Origin of the sequence: Arthrobacter sp. NPDC093139 (assembly GCF_044754165.1) — a bacterium.
Taxonomy (GTDB): domain Bacteria; phylum Actinomycetota; class Actinomycetes; order Actinomycetales; family Micrococcaceae; genus Arthrobacter.
Genome location: NZ_JBIVOO010000002.1, coordinates 482,130 through 500,637, shown reverse-complemented (window position 1 = coordinate 500,637; position 18,508 = coordinate 482,130). Strand labels below are relative to the sequence as shown.

The 18,508-nt window shown below is 68.2% G+C and carries 18 protein-coding genes; 6 read left to right on the top strand and 12 right to left on the bottom strand.

Going from position 1 to position 18,508, the window contains the following annotated elements; genetic code table 11:
- Window positions 1–162 precede the first annotated feature (162 nt).
- Window positions 163–1,722 (top strand): amino acid permease, encoded by a 1,560-nt coding sequence (locus ACIP90_RS05455; protein WP_400577577.1) that lies wholly within the window; start codon window positions 163–165, stop codon window positions 1,720–1,722.
- 44 nt (window positions 1,723–1,766) lie between these two features.
- On the opposite strand, the gene ACIP90_RS05450 is transcribed toward ACIP90_RS05455, so the two are convergent.
- On the bottom strand, window positions 1,767–2,600 hold the full coding sequence (locus ACIP90_RS05450) for an IclR family transcriptional regulator (protein ID WP_400577575.1): 834 nt from the start codon (window positions 2,598–2,600) through the stop codon (window positions 1,767–1,769).
- 176 nt (window positions 2,601–2,776) lie between these two features.
- Between ACIP90_RS05450 and ACIP90_RS05445 the strand changes: the two genes are divergently transcribed.
- From ACIP90_RS05445 to ACIP90_RS05435, 3 genes are all read left to right on the top strand, one after another.
- Window positions 2,777–3,694, top strand: a complete 918-nt coding sequence (locus tag ACIP90_RS05445) for an SDR family oxidoreductase (RefSeq protein WP_400577574.1) — start codon at window positions 2,777–2,779, stop codon at window positions 3,692–3,694.
- 238 nt (window positions 3,695–3,932) lie between these two features.
- Entirely contained in the window at window positions 3,933–4,178 is a 246-nt protein-coding gene (locus ACIP90_RS05440; RefSeq protein WP_400577572.1) for a hypothetical protein, read from the top strand.
- A gap of 41 nt (window positions 4,179–4,219) precedes the next feature.
- On the top strand, window positions 4,220–4,414 hold the full coding sequence (locus tag ACIP90_RS05435; RefSeq protein WP_400577571.1) for a helix-turn-helix domain-containing protein: 195 nt from the start codon (window positions 4,220–4,222) through the stop codon (window positions 4,412–4,414).
- Between the two features lie 85 nt (window positions 4,415–4,499).
- Here ACIP90_RS05435 and ACIP90_RS05430 read toward each other — a convergent pair whose 3' ends face one another.
- On the bottom strand, window positions 4,500–5,252 hold the full coding sequence (locus ACIP90_RS05430; RefSeq protein WP_400577570.1) for a 3-hydroxybutyrate dehydrogenase: 753 nt from the start codon (window positions 5,250–5,252) through the stop codon (window positions 4,500–4,502).
- A gap of 129 nt (window positions 5,253–5,381) precedes the next feature.
- Here ACIP90_RS05430 and ACIP90_RS05425 point away from each other — a divergent pair, with 129 nt between their 5' ends.
- Window positions 5,382–6,299: a LysR family transcriptional regulator gene (locus ACIP90_RS05425; RefSeq protein ID WP_400577569.1), complete on the top strand. Its 918-nt coding sequence runs from the start codon at window positions 5,382–5,384 to the stop codon at window positions 6,297–6,299.
- A gap of 27 nt (window positions 6,300–6,326) precedes the next feature.
- On the opposite strand, the gene ACIP90_RS05420 is transcribed toward ACIP90_RS05425, so the two are convergent.
- From ACIP90_RS05420 to ACIP90_RS05410, 3 genes are read right to left on the bottom strand one after another with little or no spacing between them, the layout of a single operon-like run.
- Entirely contained in the window at window positions 6,327–7,235 is a 909-nt protein-coding gene (locus ACIP90_RS05420) for a spermidine synthase (protein ID WP_400577568.1), read from the bottom strand.
- 52 nt (window positions 7,236–7,287) lie between these two features.
- Window positions 7,288–8,829, bottom strand: coding sequence for a D-glycero-beta-D-manno-heptose 1-phosphate adenylyltransferase (gene rfaE2 / locus ACIP90_RS05415; protein WP_400577567.1), 1,542 nt, complete (start codon window positions 8,827–8,829; stop codon window positions 7,288–7,290).
- On the bottom strand, window positions 8,826–10,250 hold the full coding sequence (locus ACIP90_RS05410) for an aldehyde dehydrogenase family protein (protein ID WP_400577566.1): 1,425 nt from the start codon (window positions 10,248–10,250) through the stop codon (window positions 8,826–8,828). Before ACIP90_RS05410 ends, rfaE2 (ACIP90_RS05415) begins: the two co-directional genes overlap by 4 nt.
- A gap of 223 nt (window positions 10,251–10,473) precedes the next feature.
- Here ACIP90_RS05410 and ACIP90_RS05405 point away from each other — a divergent pair, with 223 nt between their 5' ends.
- The gene (locus ACIP90_RS05405; RefSeq protein WP_400577565.1) at window positions 10,474–11,706 is read left to right on the top strand and encodes a glycosyltransferase family 9 protein; all 1,233 of its coding nucleotides are present in this window, start codon (window positions 10,474–10,476) and stop codon (window positions 11,704–11,706) included.
- Here ACIP90_RS05405 and ACIP90_RS05400 read toward each other — a convergent pair.
- The 7 genes from ACIP90_RS05400 to ACIP90_RS05370 form a co-directional block, all read right to left on the bottom strand.
- Window positions 11,672–12,373 carry an SDR family oxidoreductase gene (locus ACIP90_RS05400; protein WP_400577564.1) on the bottom strand — a complete coding sequence of 234 codons (702 nt, stop codon included), beginning with the start codon at window positions 12,371–12,373 and terminating at the stop codon, window positions 11,672–11,674. The two genes, ACIP90_RS05405 and ACIP90_RS05400, sit on opposite strands and share 35 nt — an antisense overlap.
- A gap of 65 nt (window positions 12,374–12,438) precedes the next feature.
- A complete protein-coding gene (gene rfaE2 / locus ACIP90_RS05395) occupies window positions 12,439–13,803 on the bottom strand; it encodes a D-glycero-beta-D-manno-heptose 1-phosphate adenylyltransferase (RefSeq protein WP_400577563.1) in 1,365 nt (454 codons plus the stop codon).
- Window positions 13,800–14,522: an SIS domain-containing protein gene (locus tag ACIP90_RS05390; protein ID WP_400577562.1), complete on the bottom strand. Its 723-nt coding sequence runs from the start codon at window positions 14,520–14,522 to the stop codon at window positions 13,800–13,802. The genes rfaE2 (ACIP90_RS05395) and ACIP90_RS05390 overlap by 4 nt, the downstream gene beginning before the upstream one ends.
- Window positions 14,519–15,772 carry a glycosyltransferase gene (locus ACIP90_RS05385; protein ID WP_400577561.1) on the bottom strand — a complete coding sequence of 418 codons (1,254 nt, stop codon included), beginning with the start codon at window positions 15,770–15,772 and terminating at the stop codon, window positions 14,519–14,521. Before ACIP90_RS05385 ends, ACIP90_RS05390 begins: the two co-directional genes overlap by 4 nt.
- Window positions 15,769–16,854 carry a glycosyltransferase gene (locus ACIP90_RS05380; RefSeq protein ID WP_400577560.1) on the bottom strand — a complete coding sequence of 362 codons (1,086 nt, stop codon included), beginning with the start codon at window positions 16,852–16,854 and terminating at the stop codon, window positions 15,769–15,771. The genes ACIP90_RS05385 and ACIP90_RS05380 overlap by 4 nt, the downstream gene beginning before the upstream one ends.
- Window positions 16,851–17,927 carry a glycosyltransferase family 9 protein gene (locus ACIP90_RS05375; RefSeq protein ID WP_400577558.1) on the bottom strand — a complete coding sequence of 359 codons (1,077 nt, stop codon included), beginning with the start codon at window positions 17,925–17,927 and terminating at the stop codon, window positions 16,851–16,853. Before ACIP90_RS05375 ends, ACIP90_RS05380 begins: the two co-directional genes overlap by 4 nt.
- On the bottom strand, window positions 17,924–18,460 hold the full coding sequence (locus ACIP90_RS05370) for a D-glycero-alpha-D-manno-heptose-1,7-bisphosphate 7-phosphatase (protein WP_400577556.1): 537 nt from the start codon (window positions 18,458–18,460) through the stop codon (window positions 17,924–17,926). The genes ACIP90_RS05375 and ACIP90_RS05370 overlap by 4 nt, the downstream gene beginning before the upstream one ends.
- Window positions 18,461–18,508 lie beyond the last annotated feature (48 nt).

Genomic DNA, 18,508 nt, shown 5'->3' with positions numbered 1-18,508 from the left:
CCCCACTGCGTCCGCGCCACACAATGTCCGTTCGCGCCCGCCGGGGAGCAGCCTTGACAGTCTGGAATCAAAGACACCAATGCTCCGTGAGTCACATCACCCGCGGCCCGGAAATGGTCTGCTGGATAGCGATCCCCCTCCCAATGACGAGAAGGTATTGGCATGCAACAAGCCCCAACAGAAGCCTCAACGGCCGCGCCCGAAAACAGCGGAAATGCCGGCGGCAACGTGGGCGCCGCGGTGGAAAAGACCGTCGGCACCGTCCTGAACCGTGGGCTCAATGTCCGCCATATCCGCTTTATGGCCTTGGGATCGGCGATCGGCACCGGCCTGTTTTACGGCTCCGCCTCAGCCATCCAGAAGGCCGGCCCGGCAGTCCTCCTCGCCTACATGATCGGCGGCGCGGCCGTGTTCATGGTGATGCGCGCCCTGGGTGAGATGGCCGTGCGACACCCTGTGTCCGGCTCCTTCGGCCAGTACGCCAGCCGCTACCTCGGCCCCCTCGCCGGGTTCGTGACCGGCTGGACCTACGTGTTCGAGATGGCGATCGTGGCCATTGCGGACGTCACGGCGTTCAGCATCTACATGGGGTTCTGGTTCCCGCAGGTGGACCGGTGGATCTGGGTCTTGGCCATCATCTTCTTCCTGGCCGCCCTCAACCTGCTCAGCGTAAAGGTCTTTGGCGAACTGGAGTTCTGGTTCTCCCTGATCAAAGTGGTGGCCATCGTTGCCATGATCGCCGGCGGTGCCGCGATCATCGTCTTCGGGTTCCAGGCAGGCGGAGCAACGGTCGCTCCGGGCATCGGCAATCTCGTCGAGCACGGGGGCATGTTCCCCAACGGCTTCGAAGGACTGCTGGCCTCATTCGCCGTCGTGATGTTCGCGTTCGGCGGGATCGAAACCATCGGCGTAACGGCCGGCGAAGCGGCCGACCCCAAACAGGTCATTCCCAAGGCAGTGAACACCGTGCCGGTCCGCGTGCTGCTGTTCTACGTGCTGACCCTCGGCGTCCTGATGAGCCTCTTCCCCTGGAATGAGGTGGGCACCAACGGCAGTCCGTTCGTCCAGATCTTCAGCGGCCTGGGCATCCCCGCCGCCCCGCACATCCTCAACGCAGTGGTCATAACGGCCGCCCTGTCCGCCATCAACAGCGACATCTTCGGTGCAGGCCGCATCCTGTTCGGCCTGTCCCGGCAGGGCCATGCGCCGGCCAGCTTCGGCAAGGTGTCCCGGCACGGGGTTCCGTGGATGACAGTGGTTATGATGGCGGCTGTCCTGTTGGTGGGCGTGGTCCTCAACGCCGTCATGCCCAAGGACGTGTTCCTGCTGATCGCCTCGATCGCCACCTTCGCCACCGTCTGGGTGTGGGTGATGATCCTGGCCTCCCATGTGGCAATGAAACGGGAGATCGCCCGCAAGGGCCTGCCGGCGTCGGAGTTCCCCTCGCTATGGTGGCCGGCGGCCTCCATCCTGACCATCGCCTTCATGGCCATGGTGATCGTGATCCTGGGCGCGTTTGAAGATTCCAGGGTTGCCCTCTATGTGGGCGCAGTGTGGCTGGGCGTGCTGGTACTGGCCTACCGGCTGTGGGTCCGCGGCCATGGCCGCGCCCGGGCGGAACTGGCGGATGAGACCGCGCCGCTTCCCGGGGCACAGGTTCCCGGGGCACAGGTTCCCGGGGCACAGACCGCTCCGGCAGACGCGGCATACGGCCGGCCGTAAGCGCCGCCATCCTCGGCCATCGGCGCGGCCGCTCCGGTGCAGGACTACTGCGCCGGACGGCCGTGGATGCGGACCGACAGCTCGTTCGCCACCTTCTGCACCCGGGCGGCCAGCGCGGGCCACTCGTCCGCCGGCAGTTTGTCCTCGAGGAACGTGACGGCGACTGCCGCCGTCGGCCAGCCAAGGTGATCGGTGACGGCGGCGGCGATAGAGCCGAAGCCGGGCGTCACCTCTCCGTGTTCGGTGGCGTAGCCACGCTGCCGGACCTGGTCCAGGTGCGAGGAAAGCGCGGAGTACTTCATGATCGCCCCCTCCACCTCGTGCCGGGCGCTGAACGCAGCGGCGTTGGGGTACAGCGCGCGGACCTGGGACTTGGGCAGCGCGGCAAGGATGGCGCGCCCGCTGGCGGTGAGGTGGCTCGGAAGCCGGACGCCGACGTCGGTGACCAGGGACGGCCGGTTCTTTGCCCGCTCCTCGACGATGTAGAGCACGTCGCGCCCGTGCAGGACAGCAAGGTGCGCGCTTTCGCCGATTGCATCCACGAGCGACGCCAGTACGGGCCGTCCGAGGCGCGACAAGGGTTCCTGCCGCGAATAGGCCGAGCTGAGCTCGAAGGCACTGATTCCCAGGCCGTAGCGCTGCTCCTCGTGCAGATGCAGGACGAAACCGTTCGCCTCCATCACGCCCAGGAGGTGGTACACGCTGGAGCGCGGCAGCCCCAGCGCCGTGGCAATGTTCGACGCCGCCATCGGCCCCCGCTTGGAAGCCAGCAGTTTGAGGATGCGGAGGGTGTTTTCCGCCGCCGGAACTTTCGACGTCACCTTCGCGGCACCTGTGGGGACCGCTGTTTTCCGCCGCGGGAGCGCGCTGTCTGCCATCTGTTCCTCCGTCGCCCCGGCCAGGAAACGCTGGTGTCCGGGATACCGTACTTAGCCGTGAGTTAACTGTGCACCTCCCCGACGCCTGCAGGATACGCGCACCTGGACCTCATGTCTGGAATCCCAGATATGCCCTGCGGCTTCCACAGCCAAAGCCCAGTGGGTTAGCGTTAGGCATGGACTTGCCGCTGGACGGGAAAGTGGCCCTCGTCGCGGGTGCGACGCGGGGTGCGGGGCGTGGAACGGCAGTGGCACTCGGCGAGGCCGGGGCCACCGTTTACTGCACCGGGCGCACGACGCGGCACGGCACGTCGGAGTACGGCCGGCGGGAAACCATCGAGGAGACGGCGGAACTGGTGACTGCCGCAGGCGGCACCGGGATCGCCGTCGAGATCGACCACCTGCAGGCAGCCCGCGTTGAAGCGCTGGTGCGCCGCATTGATGACGAGCAGGGGCGCCTGGACATCCTCGTCAACGACGTCTGGGGCGGTGAAAACCTCGTTGAGTGGGACACTCCCCTGTGGGAGCACAGCCTCGACGCCGGGCTGAAAATGCTGCACGGCGCCGTGGACACCCACCTGGTCACGAGCCATTTCGCCTTGCCCCTGCTGATCCGGCGTCCGGGCGGGCTCGTCGTTGAGATGACCGACGGGACGCGGGACTACAACACAACCCACTACCGGCTTTCGGCGTTCTACGACCTCGCCAAGTGGGCGGTGCTTCGTCTCGCCTTCAGCCAGGCGGAGGAGCTGCAGCCGTTCCAGTGCACGGCGGTGGCACTGACTCCCGGGTGGATGCGTTCGGAAATGATGCTGGAGCACTACCGCGTGACCGAGGCGAACTGGCGGGACGCTGCGGCCGTGAACGCCCACTTCGCCGCGATCTCGGAGAGCCCGCGGTTCGTCGGCCGCGCCGTTGCCGCGCTCGCCGCCGACCCGGACCTCATCAGCCGAACAGGGGGCTCTTTCTCCTCCGGCGGCCTGGCCCGGGAGTACGGTTTCACCGACGTCGACGGGTCACAGCCGGACTGCTGGCGCTACCTTATGGAGGTGCAGGACGCCGGCCTGCCGGCAGACCCCCAAGGGTACCGCTGAGGCCCGCTGTTCGGCGGCATTCCAGCACGGCGGTTTCCAAAAACAGGTAGTAGCCTCTTGTTCCGAGAGGCGCCCGGGGGAGAAGTGAGGTAGTTGCTACTCGTGTGGCTCTTGGTGTGACTGTCTACTGTTGTCCGCACGGTGCACTCCCGGATCGGAGACCCCTCCGACAATAGCAACCGGATCCCGGCACCGCCAGTGAATCGACGCCAGGTCACACTGCGAAGGAGTGGTCACGATGATCCAGTTCACCGCCGATGCCCCCATCCGAGCCGGACGGCTGTCCGGGTTCCTGACTAAGACACTAAGCCGCGCACGCACGGCGGCCATCCCCTACAAGATCGGCGACGCCGTGGTGGGCGATGATCCCTTCAATGGCCGAAGGGAAGGCATCGTTGAGGTCCGCAACGGAGCGTCGGTTGGCATCAGGTCGGGCGGCCGCCTCTATTTCTATGACCACCGGCAGCTGAGGCGGCCGGACTAGCCGGTGGCCAGCATCCCGTCCCCACCAAGGAGCGCGAATCCATGTCCATTGCAAATTTGCCTACCGCCTACCTGACTATCGCAGAAGTAGCGGCGGCCCTGCGGGTGTCCAAGATGACCGTCTACCGGCTGGTCAAGTCCCATGCCCTGGCCTCCGTCCGTTTCGGGAAGTCGTACCGCATTCCGGAGTCGGCCGTGGAAGAGTACATAAGGCAGGCTGCAACCCCAGCCGAGTAGCATTCCGACGCTCCCCGCAGATTTGGCCCAAGGCTACCGGGGCCCAGGGCTACCGGGGCTACCGGGGCTACCGGGGCTACCGGGGCTACCGGGCCGACCAGCCGCCGTCCATCGTGTAGCTCGCGCCCGTGACCATCCCGGCGTCGTCCGAGGCCAGCCACGCCACAAGGAAGGCGACTTCCTCAGGCTCCACGAGCCTTTTTATGGCGGACTCCGTCAGCATGACCTTGGCGAGGACTTCCGACTCGGGGATGCCGTGGACGCGGGCCTGGTCGGCAAGCTGCTTCTCCACGAGCGGCGTGCGGACGTACCCGGGATTGATGCAGTTGGACGTGACGCCGTGCTCCCCGCCCTCCAGCGCGGTCACTTTGCTCAGCCCTTCCAGGCCGTGCTTCGCGGAGACGTAGGCGCTCTTGAACGGCGAGGCCCGGAGCCCGTGCACCGACGACAGGTTGATGACGCGGCCGAAACCGTTGGCGTACATGTGCGGAAGGGCCGCCCGCACCAGCAGAAAGGGCGCCTCAAGCATGAGGGTGAGGATTCGGCGGAAGGCCGCCGGCTCGAAGTCCTCGATGGGGCTGATGTGCTGGATGCCGGCGTTGTTGACCAGGATGTCGCAGTCCAGGCTCAGGGCCGCCAGGGCATCCACGTCCAGAAGGTCCACGGCCCAGGCCGTGCCGCCCAGCTCGTCGGCGAGGGCGGCAGCGCCCGCCTCATCCACGTCCGCCACCACTATCTTGGCGCCACGGGCGGCGAGCTCCCGGGCACAGGCCGCGCCGATCCCGCTGGCGCCGCCGGTCACCACGGCTTTTCGGCCGTTCAGGGTCTTTCCGCTCATGTTCTGCTCCTCAAAGTGTCCGCGCTGACACGTGCCGCCTCACGGCACTTTCGGTTCACCTGAGTATTGCTGCAGAGAGTTCCCGGCTCAATAGCTAATCCAGCACGTAATTCGTGCAAAATTGCAGATATGGAAGCCAACCCCGATGACCTGCTTGTGCTGCTCGCGGTGTCCCGCTCGGCGAAATTTACGACGGCGGCCCAGGTTCTGGGGCTGAACCACACCACCGTGTCACGCAGGATCGCGGCCCTGGAGAAGGCCCTCGGAGGACGTGTGCTGTCCCGGGCAGCGGGCGGCTGGGAGCTGACCGAACTCGGAGCGCAGGCGGTCATGGTTGCCGAACAGGTCGAAGCCGCGGTGCGCGCGCTGGGACCGTCGGGCAGGCCGCCCGACCCCGTGACCGGCGTCGTACGCATGACCGCGACGGACGGCTTCAGCGCCTACCTCGCCGCGCCGGCAGTGGCAAAGCTGCGGCGGGACCATCCTGGCCTCAGCGTGGAAATCGTTACCGTCACGAGGCGGGCGCTGCAGCAGCGCTCCGGGCTCGACATCGAGGTGGTGGTGGGTGAGCCGCAGGTGCACCGGGCCGAGGCTTTCCGCCTCGGCGAGTACATGCTGGGCATGTACGCGTCCCGCTCCTACCTGGCGGAGAACGGATCGCCGGACTCGGTGGAGGCCCTCACGGCGCACCCTCTCGTGTACTTCGTGGACTCCATGCTGCAGGTGGACGACCTCGATGCCCCGCGGCGCCTGGTGCCGGCGATGCGGGACGGGGTGACTTCCACCAACGTGTTCGTCCATGTGGAGGCAACGCGGGCGGGAGCCGGCATCGGGTTCCTGCCGTGCTTTATGGCTGACCGGCACGATGACCTTGTGCGCCTCCTCCCCGGGCACGTGGAGGAGCGGCTCCCCTACTGGATGGTGCTGCGGCCGGACTCCATGCGGCGGCCCGCCGTCGCCGCCGTGGTCCAGGCCGTGCGTGAAGAGGTGCGGGCAAACCGGGAGTCGCTGCTGGGGCGCGGCGGAAGCCCGTCCGCTGCTGAGTAACTTCCGTTTTGCGGGCTGAAAGGGCGCTTACTCGGCAGCCGATGGCGCTGGAGGGTCGTGGCGGACCGTGGCCCCTGCGGCGAAGGCACGGACCTTGGTGTCGTCCCAGATGTGGGCGGGGACGGCGCCTCCGAGGAGCCGGCGCGCCAGGCGCGGATCGTCGTCGAACGGCAGGTCGCTGCCAGCCATCACCATGTTGCCGTAGCGGCGTCCCTTGAGCATGGCGGGGTCAGCGACGATCACCGTGTGCTCAAAGGCGGCGGCGATGGCGGCGGCGTCCTCCCGCGCACTCTTGAGGTCGGGCCCGTCCCCCGAATTAACGACATACACGCCGCCCGGCGCCAACACCCGTTTCACGTGGGCAGTGAACTCCGCGGTTGTCAGCGGCCGCGGCGTGAATGCTCCTGCGAAGACGTCCCTGATGATGAAGTCCCGGGTGTCCGGCGTCAGCGTTTCGGTCACCGCCCGGGCTTCCCCTACACGAAGGCGCAGCAGGGGTGCCTTGGGGAGGTCAAACCAGCCGCGGACGTATTCAGCGAGTTTCCCGTCCAGTTCGACCACTACCTGCCGCGCCTCCGGGTAAGCAGCGTGAAAGTAGCGGGCAAGGGAGCAGGCGCCGCCGCCCAGGTGGAGGCCACGCAGCCTGGGCCGGGATTCAGGGGGCCAGCGGGACTCGATGAGGGCGGCCATCCAGCGCATGTACTCGAAGTCAAGGAAGAGGGGATCGGCGAGGTCGATGTGCGAACTCATGACACCGTTGATGCGCAGCAGCCAGCCGTTGGAATTGTCCTGGTCCGCGATCAGCTCGCAGTCCCCGGTGTCGATGTAGTAGACGCCCTCAATGGGTCCATCCGGGCGGGGGCGCCTGGGTGCCTCCACGACTCCGCGGGAACCGGCATCCGCTGTCCGGCCACCGGCCTTGCCACGCCGTGCCATCAGTTTTCCGCCGCTTCCGTCATGCTTCAACCCTAGTTGAGTCTGTAAAACGCTACGCCTCCGAAACCGCCGCGCCTTCGCCGTTGCGGATGCGCTGCACCATCGCGGTGGTGGAGCGCTCGGCCACGTAGTCCAGGATGCAAACCCGCCCGCCATAGGCCTCTACAGCCCCTGTTTCGGCCAGCATCTCCGGCGTGTAGTCGCCGCCCTTGGCGTAGATTTCCGGGCGGAGCTGTTCGATCAGGGGAATGGGGGTGGGAGTATCGAAGACGGTCACGTAGTCCACGCAGCTCAGTGCGGCGATGACGGCAGCACGGTCCGCCACGCTGTTGATGGGGCGGTCCGGCCCCTTGAGCCTGCGCACCGATTCGTCACTGTTGAGCGCCACCACCAGGATGTCGCCCAGTTGCTTGGCCTGGTTCAGGTAGCGGGTGTGCCCGCGGTGCAGCACATCGAAGCAGCCGTTGGTCAGGACAACCCGCTGGCCGTCGCTGCGGTGGGCACGGATATGCCGTTCCAGCTCGTCCGCCGTCAGCGCCGTGTCCGCGAAGCTTTCCAGGTAACGCCCCAGCTCGTCCGTGCCGCACACGGATGTCCCCGGATGGTGGACCACGACGTCCGCCGCCGCTTGCGCCAAATCGAGGCTGGCGGTAAGCGGGAGGGAGGCGGCGCGGGCCAGGGTCAGGGCAGCCACGAATGTGTCACCCGCGCCGGAGGCCTGCTTCTCGGTGGTTGGCCGTGCCCAGGTCCGGTGGGAATTGCCATCCGCCATCACCAGCACGGTGCCGTCGCGGTCCAGCGTGACCACCACCGCCCGGGCACCCGTGGCGTGCAACAGCTGCTGCCCGTGCCCGGTCACCACGGCGGCGCGCTCGGAACCGCCGGCCAGACGGAGGTCCAGCAGCCTGGCAGCCTCCTGCGCGTTCGGAGTGGCGAGGTCCGGTTTTGTCCCCGCCCACGGACGGGGATCGTGGGCGTCCACTACCACCAGCTGGTTCGGTCCGCGCCCTGCGAGGGCACCGATGAGCCTCTCGCGGACAGGCCCGGCCAGCACTCCCGTCCCGTAATCACAGACGACCACGGCGTCCGGGCGTTCGACGGCGGCCGGCACCAAAGCGGCGAGCGCCGCCAGGGCGTCTTCCGGAATTTTTGCGGCGGCTTCGTCCAGGCGGAGCAGGACCTGTCCACCGCTGCTGATCCGGATTTTCGTGGTGGTCACCAGGTCCGGGTCTTCCATCAGGAAGGTGGTGTCGACGCCGGCAGCCTGCAGCTGGCGCTTGAGCTCCATGCCGGCGTCGTCCGTTCCGATGAGTCCGCCGATGCTCACCCGGGCACCCAGGGAGGCCAGGTTCATGGCGGTGTTCGCCGCGCCACCCGGAGAGAATTCGCGGCGGTTGATATCCACCACGGGAGCCGGAGCTTCACGGCACATCCTGTCGCTGGGCCCACTCCACCAGCCGTCGAGAATCAGGTCACCGACCACCAGGACGGCAGGGTGCTCCTCGGCAAGCCGCCGCGGCAGCCAGGCTGCCAGGCCGCGCTGCTCCGAGAGCGGCAGCCCGTCCCCGCCAGGCAGGTTTCCGCTGGCCATCATTCTGCCGCGCCTTCCGCTGGTGCGCCGGTCCCGCCAGGGGCCGCCGCCATGTGCACCACCTTGACCCGGGTGAATTCGTCCAGGAGCTCCGGGCCATAGCCAAAGCCCTGCCCGCTTTCACCGCGTGGCTGGGCGGAACCGCCGGGAGCGCCGCCGAACACGTTGTTGACCTTGACGGTTCCCACGGGAAGGGTCGCGATGGCCTGCTGGGCATGGGCGATGCTGCCCGTGAGGACCGTCGCTGCCAGCCCGTACCGGCCCGAGGCGGCGAGCTGCAGTCCTTCCTCGAAGCTCGCCACGATGCGCACTGGAGCGACTGGGCCGAAGGTCTCCTCGGTCATAACCTCCATGCTGTCCGTGCAGTCGAGCAGCACCGTGGCCGGATAGAAAGCTCCGGGACCGTCGGGAACTGTCCCTCCCTCCAGCGCGCGTGCACCGAGCCGCAGCGCCTCCGAGACATGCCGGTCGACGGTCTCCCGCAGACGCGTATCCACGAGAGGTGCAATCCCGTCCCGGTTGCGCGTCCGGGCTTGCGCCGCGAGCGCATCGCAGAACTGCTCCGCGACCGCCCGGTGGACATAGATGCGCTCCACCGAGGTGCAGATCTGGCCGCTGTTGCTGAACGCGCCGATGGCTGCCTGTTCTGCGGCCCATGTGGGGTTTACATCCTCATCGACCAGCAACGGATCGTTGCCGCCGTTTTCCCGAATCACGTGCGCCCCTGTCAGGACGGCGGCCCGCGCAATGCGCGCGCCGCTGTCGCTGGACCCGACGTGCGCAAAAACATCCACGTTCATCTGCTGCGTGAGGAGCGAGCCGACGTCGGCCCCGCCCGTCAGGGTCTGCAGAACATCCGCCGGGAAGGCGGAAGCGAGCACCTCGCCGAGCCGCTCGCCGACGCCGGGGCAGCGCTCGCTCGGCTTGTGCACGGCGGTGTTGCCCGTGACAAGCGCAGCGCCGATCAGTCCGCAGGCTACTGCGACGGGGTCGTTCCACGGCGTCAGCAGCACGGCAACGCCCCGCGGCTCCGCTACCGTGTAATCGGCGGCCAGCGTGTTGCCGCGAAGGCTGCGGCCGCGGTGCACCGGTCCAAGCTCGGCATACTGTTCCAGCGTGGCAACCCCGGCAGCCACCCCGGCCCGGGCCTCCTCCGCGGGGCGGCCCGTCTCCCGCGCGTTGATCTCCGCCAGCTCCGCGGCAGCGCCGTCCAGGGCGGCAGCGGCGGCGTGCAGGAGCTTGCCACGTTCCGCCGGCGGCGTGGCGGACCAGGCGGGCTGGGCAGCGCGGGCCGCCTCCATAGCCTGTGCCACCTCCTCCGGCCGGGCGGAAGCAAACCGTCCCACGAGCTCGCCCGTGCGGGGGTTCCGGATGGTCAGCTCGTCTTGTGTGGTTGTCTGGAAATCCTGGGTGGTGGTATGCATGGGGCTCCTCGCTGTGCAGGCTGCTGGTCCCTGCGGCTCGGGGTTCGTGCGGCTCCGGGTTCGTGCCGTCTCTGACCTGACCGTACCCCGCAGTCCGTGCTTTACACGCCCCCGTCTTCACCAGTTTCGGTGCTGGCGGCCCATGAGCGTGGGGCCTTATGGTGGGCTGCACAGAAGCCGGTCACTCCGACCTGATTCGTTCCGCAGCGAAAGGGCTGACGCCATGGAGCACTTCAACGCCGATTTCGGCGGAGCACGCACAACTGGGTACGGCGTGGGCCCGGTATTGGAGAAATTCACCGGGATCTCGCGGATTGCCGTACTGCGCGGCGGCGGCCTGGGCGACCTGATGTTCGCGCTGCCCGCCGTCGCTGCGCTCAAGGCCGCCTATCCCCAAGCCTCGCTCACGCTGTTGGGCACGCCCATCCATGCGGAGCTGCTGTCGGAGACCGAAGGGCCGGTGGACGAGACCGTGATTCTGCCGTTCTCGGAGGGAGTCCGGCCGGGCGCCGAGGACGAGCGGGAGCTGGCGGAATTCTTCGCCGCCATGCAGGCCAGGCATTTCGACCTCGCCGTCCAGCTGCACGGCGGCGGACGCTACTCCAACCCGTTCCTGCTCCGGCTCGGGGCGCGCCATACCGTCGGAACCAGAACTCCAGACGCCGCGCGGCTGGAGCGGACCGTACCCTACCTGTACTACCAGCACGAACCTCTGCGGGCTCTTGAGGTGGCGGGGTTCGCCGGGGCGCCGCCCCTTGAGCTGGAGGCCCGGCTCCGCGCCCTGCCGGAGTTCAGCCAGCAGCTCGCACCGAGGCTGCACAGGCCATCCCAAGTTCCGGGGGCCCCGTCCCAGGTTCCCGGGGACCAGGGCATCGTGGTGATCCATCCCGGCGCCACCGATCCACGACGGCGCTGGCCGGCAGAACGATTCGCGGCGGTCGCGCGAAGTGCGGTCGACGACGGCTTCCGGGTTCTTGTGATCGGTGACCACAGCGAAAAGGAACTGGCCGAAGCGGTGGTGGAGCTCGCCGTCGCCCGCCTCCAGTCAGCCGGTCAGGCAGCCGGCAACAGCGGGCACGGCACCGCACCGCAGGTGGAGTCGCTGGCCGGCAAGCTCAGTCTGGGCGAGCTCGCGGCACTTCTTGCCGGCTGCAGCGTTGTGGTGGCGAACGACAGCGGTCCGCGGCACCTGGCCCAAGCACTGGGCACACCGACGGTGGGCGTGTTCTGGACCGGTAACGCCATCAACGCCGGACCGCTGGGACGCAGCCTGCACCGGATCCACCTCGGCTGGGCCACGCAGTGCCCGGTCTGCGGGGTCGATCTCACGCAGGTGGGTTGGACCGCCCCGCGGTGCCAGCACGATGAGTCCACGGTGGAGGCGGTCGGCCCCGAGGCGGTCTACGAGGACGTCCGCCAGCTCACGGCCATGAACCTTCCTCCTCGTGGCAGATGAGCATTTCCCTGATTTCGCAGCCCGTGGGCTGGGACAGCACAAACAGGATGGCCTGGGCAACGTTTGCGGGGTCGTTGAGACGGGAGTCATCCTGCGGTTTGTACTGCTCGGCCCGGTCATCGAAGAACCGGGTCTTCATGCCGCCGGGAATCATCGTGGTCACGCCAATCTCGCCTCCCGTCTCGGCTGCCAGGGAATGGCTGAAGCCCACCACCCCAAACTTCGAGGCGCAATAGGCCGTCGCCTCAGGAAGTGCCCGCTTGCCCAGCGTTGATGCGATGGTCACCACCCTGCCGCGGGATTCCTTCAGGTAGGGCAGCGCCGCGCGGACCACCGACACCGTCCCCATGAGGTTGACCCCGATGACGCGTTCCCATTCGTCCGCGGCCACATCCTCGAGCTTCCCGCAGCGGTCTATTCCGGCAGCGGTGACCACGGCATCCAGGCCGCCCAGCGTCTCGGCGGACTGCCGGACGGCCTCGCTGACCGCAGCGCGGTCCGAGACATCGACCTCGAAGGCCTTCGCAGCGGCGACGTTCCGGATGTCCCGGTCCAGCACTACAGGGGTACCGCCTGCCTTCAGGACCGCATCCACGACGGCGGCCCCCAGACCGGAGGCTCCGCCGGTGACCAGCACCCGGCCGGGCCGGAAAGTCGATTCGTTCATGGTGTTCCTTTCGTTCGGGTCTCTTTCAGGTTTATCTGGCGGCCCTGGCGCCCTTCGAGGGTGCGTCAGCTGACCTTCGCCAGCGCATCTGCCAGGACAGACGTAGACCGGGCGGCGTGGAAAGGCACCGTCACGCACCGGCCGCCCCAGCTTTCCACGAGACCTGCTTCGGGAAGCTGTGAGGCCTGATAGTCTCCGCCCTTCACCCAGACGTCCGGGCGCAGCTCATCCAGGCAGGCCTCGGGAGTGTCCTCTTCGAAGATCATCACGGCGTCCACGCACTCGAGGGCAAGGAGAAGCTCGGCCCTGTCCTGCTGACTGACGATGGGCCGCTGTTCTCCCTTGATCCTGCGCACGGACTCGTCCGAGTTCAGGCACACGATCAGGCAGTCGCCGAGGTCCCGGGCCGCCGCCAGCGTCCGGGCGTGGCCGGCATGGAGCAGGTCGAAGCACCCCCCGGTGGCAACGACGGTTCCGCCCTTGGCCCGGATCCTCCGGGCCAGCCCCGGGGCGTCCTCGTCACGCCGATGCCGCCAGGTTGGCCGATGGCGTTCCGGCAGGGAAGATACTCCCCCCGCGCCCAGGAACCCGGCCGCCTCGTGGATGGCGAGTTCCACTGCGTCCTCGACGCCGCGGCCTTGGGCCAGGTGCACCGCCAGGCTCGCAGCGAGCCTGTCTCCGGCACCACATGGATCACTGACGGCCGTTGGAGGTGCCGGTATTGTCCGCGGCAGGCGGTCCCGCCGCCCAAGCAGCAGTCCGCCCCGCTCCCCCATGGTCACCAGCACGGCCTTGCTCTGCCAGCGGTCGAGCAGCACGTTGCCTGCTTCTTCGATTTCGGCGGGTGTCTCCGCCGCTATGCCCGCGGCTTTGGCGGCCTCGGCCAGGTTCGGCGTGACCACGGCAACCCCCGGCACGGGAACAGCGCCGGCGGGGTGCGGGTCCCACACGATGGGAACGTCGTCCGCCAGGGTCGTGAGAAGGGACCGGATCTCCGCGTTGGCCGCCAGGCCGCGGCCGTAGTCGGCAATGACGACAACCTCTGACTGCTCAATGGCTTTGAGCATGCCGGCCGTCGCCCCGGGAACCTCCGGCCGGCTGCAGTCCTCGTCCACCCGGACCACGGGGTGGCTGCCGGCCCGGACCCGGGTCTTTACCGGCGTCCTGGCCCCCGAGGGTCCGGCCACAACCCGCACGCCGCCGAGCGCGCCTTCCACTTCCAGGGACGCGTCGTCGTCTGAAAGCACCGTCACCAAAGTGACCCGGTGCCCGTCCTGGGCCAGCATTCGGGCAACCAGCCCCGCACCGCCCGCCCGCCGCCGCACCTCAGCGACGTCCACCACAGGGACCGGAGCGTCCGGGCACAGCCGGGTTGCTTCGCCGGCAAGGTCCACATCCAGCAGCACGTCACCCACTACCGTGATCCTCATCCCTGATCGTCCTCCGACCCGGCGGCCGTCCGGTCCTTCCGGGCAATTTCTGCCTCGAAGGACCGGCAGATGGCATGTAGTGCGATGAGATGGCCCTCCTGCGCGTTGGCTGAGAGGGCGTTGATGACCACGGCGTCGTCACAGCAGGAGGCCAGCGGATTCGGACCGGGTCCGGTGAGTGCCCAGGTGGTCACATTGAGCCGGGCGGCTGCCTCGGCGGCGCGGAGCAGATTGGGGCTCTTGCCGCTGGTGGAAAGCAGCAGGAGGATGTCGCCGGACCGTCCGTGCGCACGCACCTGGCGGGCGAACAGCTCCGCGTAACCGTAGTCGTTGGCGATGGCCGTCACCGCCGAACTCTCCGCGTGCAGCGAGATCGCTGAGAAAGGCACCCGCTCGCCGTCGAACTTTCCCACCAGTTCGGCCGTCAGGTGCTGGGCCTCGGCAGCCGAGCCGCCGTTCCCGGCTGCCAGCAGCCGCTGGCCGCCGAGCAACCGGTGGGCCAACTCCACGCCCCAGGCCGCCAGCCGGTCCGCCTGGTTCTCCAGCGACCGCAGCGCGGGAAGGACATTTTCCAGATGGATTCGCACTGCCTCGCGGGAAGCCGCAGAGACGGCAAAGTCCGGATCGGACCCGTCCGCCCGGGGCTCAAGCCCGGGGCCGGGTTCCAGCGGGTGCAGGGGCGGAAGCTCAGCTTCCCGCAAGGACCATTCCGTTGTCACAGTGCCGCTCCTTCCATCGGTTCCAGATTGGCGGCATCTGCGGCTCCCGCGATGGCCAGCTGGTACGCCTTTTCGGTTTCGGCCGCGACCCGGCTCCAGGAATAGCGGGCCTTCGCCCGCCGCTCGCCCGCCCGTCCAAGCCTGGTCCGAAGCTCCGGGCTGGCCAGCAGGGTTGCCAAGGCGTCAGCAATGGCCTCGGGATCCTTGGGCGGCACGTGCAGGCCTGTTCCGTGATCGACGACGCTGTCCGTCAGACCGCCGACTGCTGCGGCGACCACGGGAACTCCGCATGCCATGGCCTCCAGGGGAACGATGCCGAAAGGCTCATACCAGGGGGTGCATGCAACAGCATCGGCGCTGCGGAAAATCCCAGGCATAGCGTGGCGCGGCACCTGGCCGCGGAGCTCCACCTGATCCGCCACACCAAGGTCCCGTGCCAGATCCAGGAGCCGGTGCGCTTCGGGATCGTGTCTGTCTGCCGCTCCGCCACCGCCAACAATGAGGAGCTCGACGTCGTCGAACCCAGCGTCCTTCAGGTACGGGAGGGAACGGATGACCAGGTCCACGCCCTTGCGCGGAACTAGGCGGCCCACTGACAGGATGCGGTGGGAGCGGGTCCTGGAATCAGCCGGCCCCGCAGCGGAGAACAGGTCCAGGTCCACACCGCACGGGGCGATCGACACCTTTCCCGTCTCAATCCCCATCGACTTCAGCTCGAAAACCTCGTCCGAGCAGGTCGCGATAATGCGGTCCGCCGACCGTCCCACGGACGGTTCGAGGAAGCGGCGCTCCGCCGGACTCGTGTCGTCACTGCCCTGATGCCGCCGCTTGACCGTGCCGAGGGCGTGGAATGTCTGCACCACCGGAACACGGCACCCGGCGGGTTGGCGGCGTCCGGCGTCCAGGGCCGCCATGCCGGACATCCAAAAGTGGCCGTGGACGACGTCCGGCGGGGAGTTCCCCCAGTCCCGGGCCACACCGTCGGCGAGCGCGCCCATGAACGGCAGCAGTTCGTCCTTCGGCACGTGCGAAGCGGGACCGGCGTCGATGTGGACCACCTCCAGCCCGGGCTGCACCCGCACCCTTGCGGGCAAGTCCGGCGAGTCGCGCCTGGTATAGACCGTGACGCGGTGGCCGCGCCGGGCCAGGGCGATGGACAGTGCGGCCACGTGGACGTTTTGCCCTCCCGCATCCACTCCGCCAAGCGCTGCCAATGGACTGGCGTGTTCTGAAATCATTGAGATTCTCAATGGGTATTCCTTTCTCGCGCCGGCGTTAGGGGCTCGGTTCCGGGCCCCATCGATCTCCCATTCCCCTCCGAAGTTTCCTGCCCCGCCAAAAGTTCCTGCACCGCATTCCCCCTCCGGGGCCTGGCCCTGAGTTCTGCCAGCAGCATGTCCCAGTCGGCCAGGAAGCGGTCGAGTCCATAGCGCTCCAGCACAGCCTCCCGGGCTGCCTTGCCCCGGCGGCGCGCCTCTTCGGGGTCGTTGATGAGGAGTTCGGCGCACCGGCGCAGCTCGTGCACGTCCGTTGAGATCCCGCCGGCCTCAGCAGGCACCGCCCGGGCAGCCTCAGTAGTGGCCAGGGCGAGGACGGGCATACCCAGATGCATCGCTTCGAGCAGCGCGAGTCCCAGCGAGGTCCACCGCAGCGGGTGAAGGTAGACCCTGCAGCGGGCCAGTTCCCGGTGAAGCGCTGCGCTTTTCAGGTCGCCGCGGATCCTCAGCCTGGACGGTCCGATCCCGGTGCTTGCATGAAGGTCATCGCCACCCATCCCGAAGACCTGGAGCGGGGCGGCCGCTGCGAAGCCGGGCAGCAGATCCGTTCCGGTCACCCTCCCCCGGCGGACCGGCTCGTTCACCACCACGCCCAGCTCCGGAATCTCCCCGGTGTACAGGTAGCCGGGGTCGGGGATGCCATGTTCGATCACAGTGGTCCGCGCCCCGCCGTTATCCCAGAAAAGCTCGTTGAAATGGGTCACGTGGACCACCGGAATCTCGCGCTGGCCGGCGAGCGGATGCACCGTGAAGGGGACATCGCCCTTGGGCGTGTTGTGCTCCACATACACGGCAGGCAAGTCGATGCCGGGGCGCAGCCCCAGCACCCGGGCCACCTCAGCTGCTTCCGCGGGGCGCTGCAGGACGACGGCGTCAATGCTGTCCGCGGCGAGCGTCGCCAGCGAGACCTCACGGACTGACGCGGGCCAGTTCCGGCCGGCGCGGCCCAGGCCCCAGGGGCCGCCGTCGGGCAGTACCGGCAGGAGGTATTCGTGCCGGCCCCGGACGAACGCGTCCGTCCACGACCCATGCACGTGCCAGAGGAGAATTCTCATTGCCTGCGCACCTTTCTCCGCGTGTTGAGCGAGGAAACCCCGCTGATCAGCCGCTCAACGGCGTCCACCACCTGCTCCGGGGATACTGAGCCCAGGCACGGATGCCCCGGAACGGGGCAAATCCGGGCGCGGGTCAGGCGGCACGGCGCATTTTGGTCACCTAGCAGTTCCAACGGAACGCCGTAGGGTGCCCAGCGGACGGCCGGGACTACCGGTGAGAACAGGCTCACCACCGGGGTCCCGACGGCGGCCGCCAGGTGGGCGGGCCCGGTATTGCCGGCGACCACCACCTCCGCGTTTGCCAAGACTCCGGAGAGGGTCTTCAAGTCCGTCTGCCCGCCAAGGTCAATACCGGACGGGCCGGCCACCGTGGCAGTGAGTTCTGTTTCTCCGGGTCCCCCGGTCACCACCACCCGGTGGCCGGTGCCCTCCAGCAGTTCCACGGCCGCAGCGTGATGCAGCGGAGGCCAGGCCCGCGCCGGAACCGTCGCTCCCGGATGCACCACCACGTAAGGCCCCTCACCCACGAGGTGTTTTACGTCGGGCGGGTCCTTGACCATCAGTTTTCCGTCGTCACCTGCCTTGAGCCGGAAGCCTGCCGCCCGGGCGATGCCCAGCGCCCGCACGGCTTCCGGCTGGTCTTCGGGGAAGTCCTCGCCGGGCTTCAGCCGGACGTCCAGGAGGGATCCGGCGTAGTCAGTGGACGCCCCGGTAATGCGCCCCACGCCTGCCAGCCGCAGGACCAGCGCCAACGGGAGCGGGGACTGGTGGAAGGACGTGAGGATGACGGCCTCGGTGATCCGGGAGTTGCGCACAAAGTTCACGAGGGTGTCCAGGTGCGGCCCGGTCATGGGCGGCGCGGGGTTGGCGATCCACGGGCTGTCCCAGGCGAAAACGTCCGAGACGTGCGGCAGCAACGAGGCCGCGGCCTGCCCTTGCGGCCCGCAGAGCACGACGACATCGTTGGGGCTGCCGCCGTCGGCCCTCTTGCCGTTTGCCACGGCCCTGACGGCGGGGCCGGCGAGCAGGACGTCGCCCACGCTGTCCAGGCGGGCCACCATGATCCTGCTCATACCGGTCCCCGGAGGAGCAGCGCGACTGCCTGCTCCAGGTCCGCTGCGACCTCACCGGCAGCAGCAACCTCCTCGTCACGTGTCAGCGGTGTGGGTACCAGGACGCCCCTGGCTCCGGCGGCGCGCGCAGCCTCCATGTCGCTGCCGATGTCGCCGATGAACGCCGCTTCCGATGCATCGATGCCCAGCCGGCTGCAGGCACTGCGAATCATCCCGGGGGCGGGTTTGCGGCAGACGCAGCCGTCGTGGTCGCCATGCGGGCACACTTCCCAGACGTCAAAGGGGCCGAGTAGCTCCTCCACCCTTGCGTTGACGCTATCGACCTCGCCAGGGGTCAGGATGCCCCGGGCAATACCCGACTGGTTGCTAACGACGCCCGTCGCCAGTCCCCGGCTGCGCAGTTCGTCCAGGACTTTTCGCGCACCGGGGAACGGCCTGACCTTCCGGGGATCCCCGTTGTAGGGCACGTCCACGACCAGGGTGCCGTCCCGGTCGAACAGCACAGCCCTGAGCAGAGAAGCGTTGCTTGCCATACACCCCTCGTTCCCCCTCCGGCAGAGGCCTAAACAACCGGCCGCCTA

What these genes read in the sequence shown, in the direction of transcription:
- ACIP90_RS05455 (WP_400577577.1), top strand. Translation starts at nt 163, where the DNA reads ATGCAACAAGCCCCAACAGAAGCCTCAACGGCCGCGCCCGAAAACAGC.
- ACIP90_RS05375 (WP_400577558.1), bottom strand. Translation starts at nt 17,927, where the DNA reads ATGAGCAGGATCATGGTGGCCCGCCTGGACAGCGTGGGCGACGTCCTG.
- ACIP90_RS05450 (WP_400577575.1), bottom strand. Translation starts at nt 2,600, where the DNA reads ATGGCAGACAGCGCGCTCCCGCGGCGGAAAACAGCGGTCCCCACAGGT.
- ACIP90_RS05440 (WP_400577572.1), top strand. Translation starts at nt 3,933, where the DNA reads ATGATCCAGTTCACCGCCGATGCCCCCATCCGAGCCGGACGGCTGTCC.
- ACIP90_RS05430 (WP_400577570.1), bottom strand. Translation starts at nt 5,252, where the DNA reads ATGAGCGGAAAGACCCTGAACGGCCGAAAAGCCGTGGTGACCGGCGGC.
- ACIP90_RS05420 (WP_400577568.1), bottom strand. Translation starts at nt 7,235, where the DNA reads ATGGCACGGCGTGGCAAGGCCGGTGGCCGGACAGCGGATGCCGGTTCC.
- ACIP90_RS05435 (WP_400577571.1), top strand. Translation starts at nt 4,220, where the DNA reads ATGTCCATTGCAAATTTGCCTACCGCCTACCTGACTATCGCAGAAGTA.
- ACIP90_RS05405 (WP_400577565.1), top strand. Translation starts at nt 10,474, where the DNA reads ATGGAGCACTTCAACGCCGATTTCGGCGGAGCACGCACAACTGGGTAC.
- rfaE2 (WP_400577563.1), bottom strand. Translation starts at nt 13,803, where the DNA reads ATGAGGATCACGGTAGTGGGTGACGTGCTGCTGGATGTGGACCTTGCC.
- ACIP90_RS05410 (WP_400577566.1), bottom strand. Translation starts at nt 10,250, where the DNA reads ATGCATACCACCACCCAGGATTTCCAGACAACCACACAAGACGAGCTG.
- ACIP90_RS05445 (WP_400577574.1), top strand. Translation starts at nt 2,777, where the DNA reads ATGGACTTGCCGCTGGACGGGAAAGTGGCCCTCGTCGCGGGTGCGACG.
- ACIP90_RS05370 (WP_400577556.1), bottom strand. Translation starts at nt 18,460, where the DNA reads ATGGCAAGCAACGCTTCTCTGCTCAGGGCTGTGCTGTTCGACCGGGAC.
- rfaE2 (WP_400577567.1), bottom strand. Translation starts at nt 8,829, where the DNA reads ATGATGGCCAGCGGAAACCTGCCTGGCGGGGACGGGCTGCCGCTCTCG.
- ACIP90_RS05425 (WP_400577569.1), top strand. Translation starts at nt 5,382, where the DNA reads ATGGAAGCCAACCCCGATGACCTGCTTGTGCTGCTCGCGGTGTCCCGC.
- ACIP90_RS05380 (WP_400577560.1), bottom strand. Translation starts at nt 16,854, where the DNA reads ATGAGAATTCTCCTCTGGCACGTGCATGGGTCGTGGACGGACGCGTTC.
- ACIP90_RS05400 (WP_400577564.1), bottom strand. Translation starts at nt 12,373, where the DNA reads ATGAACGAATCGACTTTCCGGCCCGGCCGGGTGCTGGTCACCGGCGGA.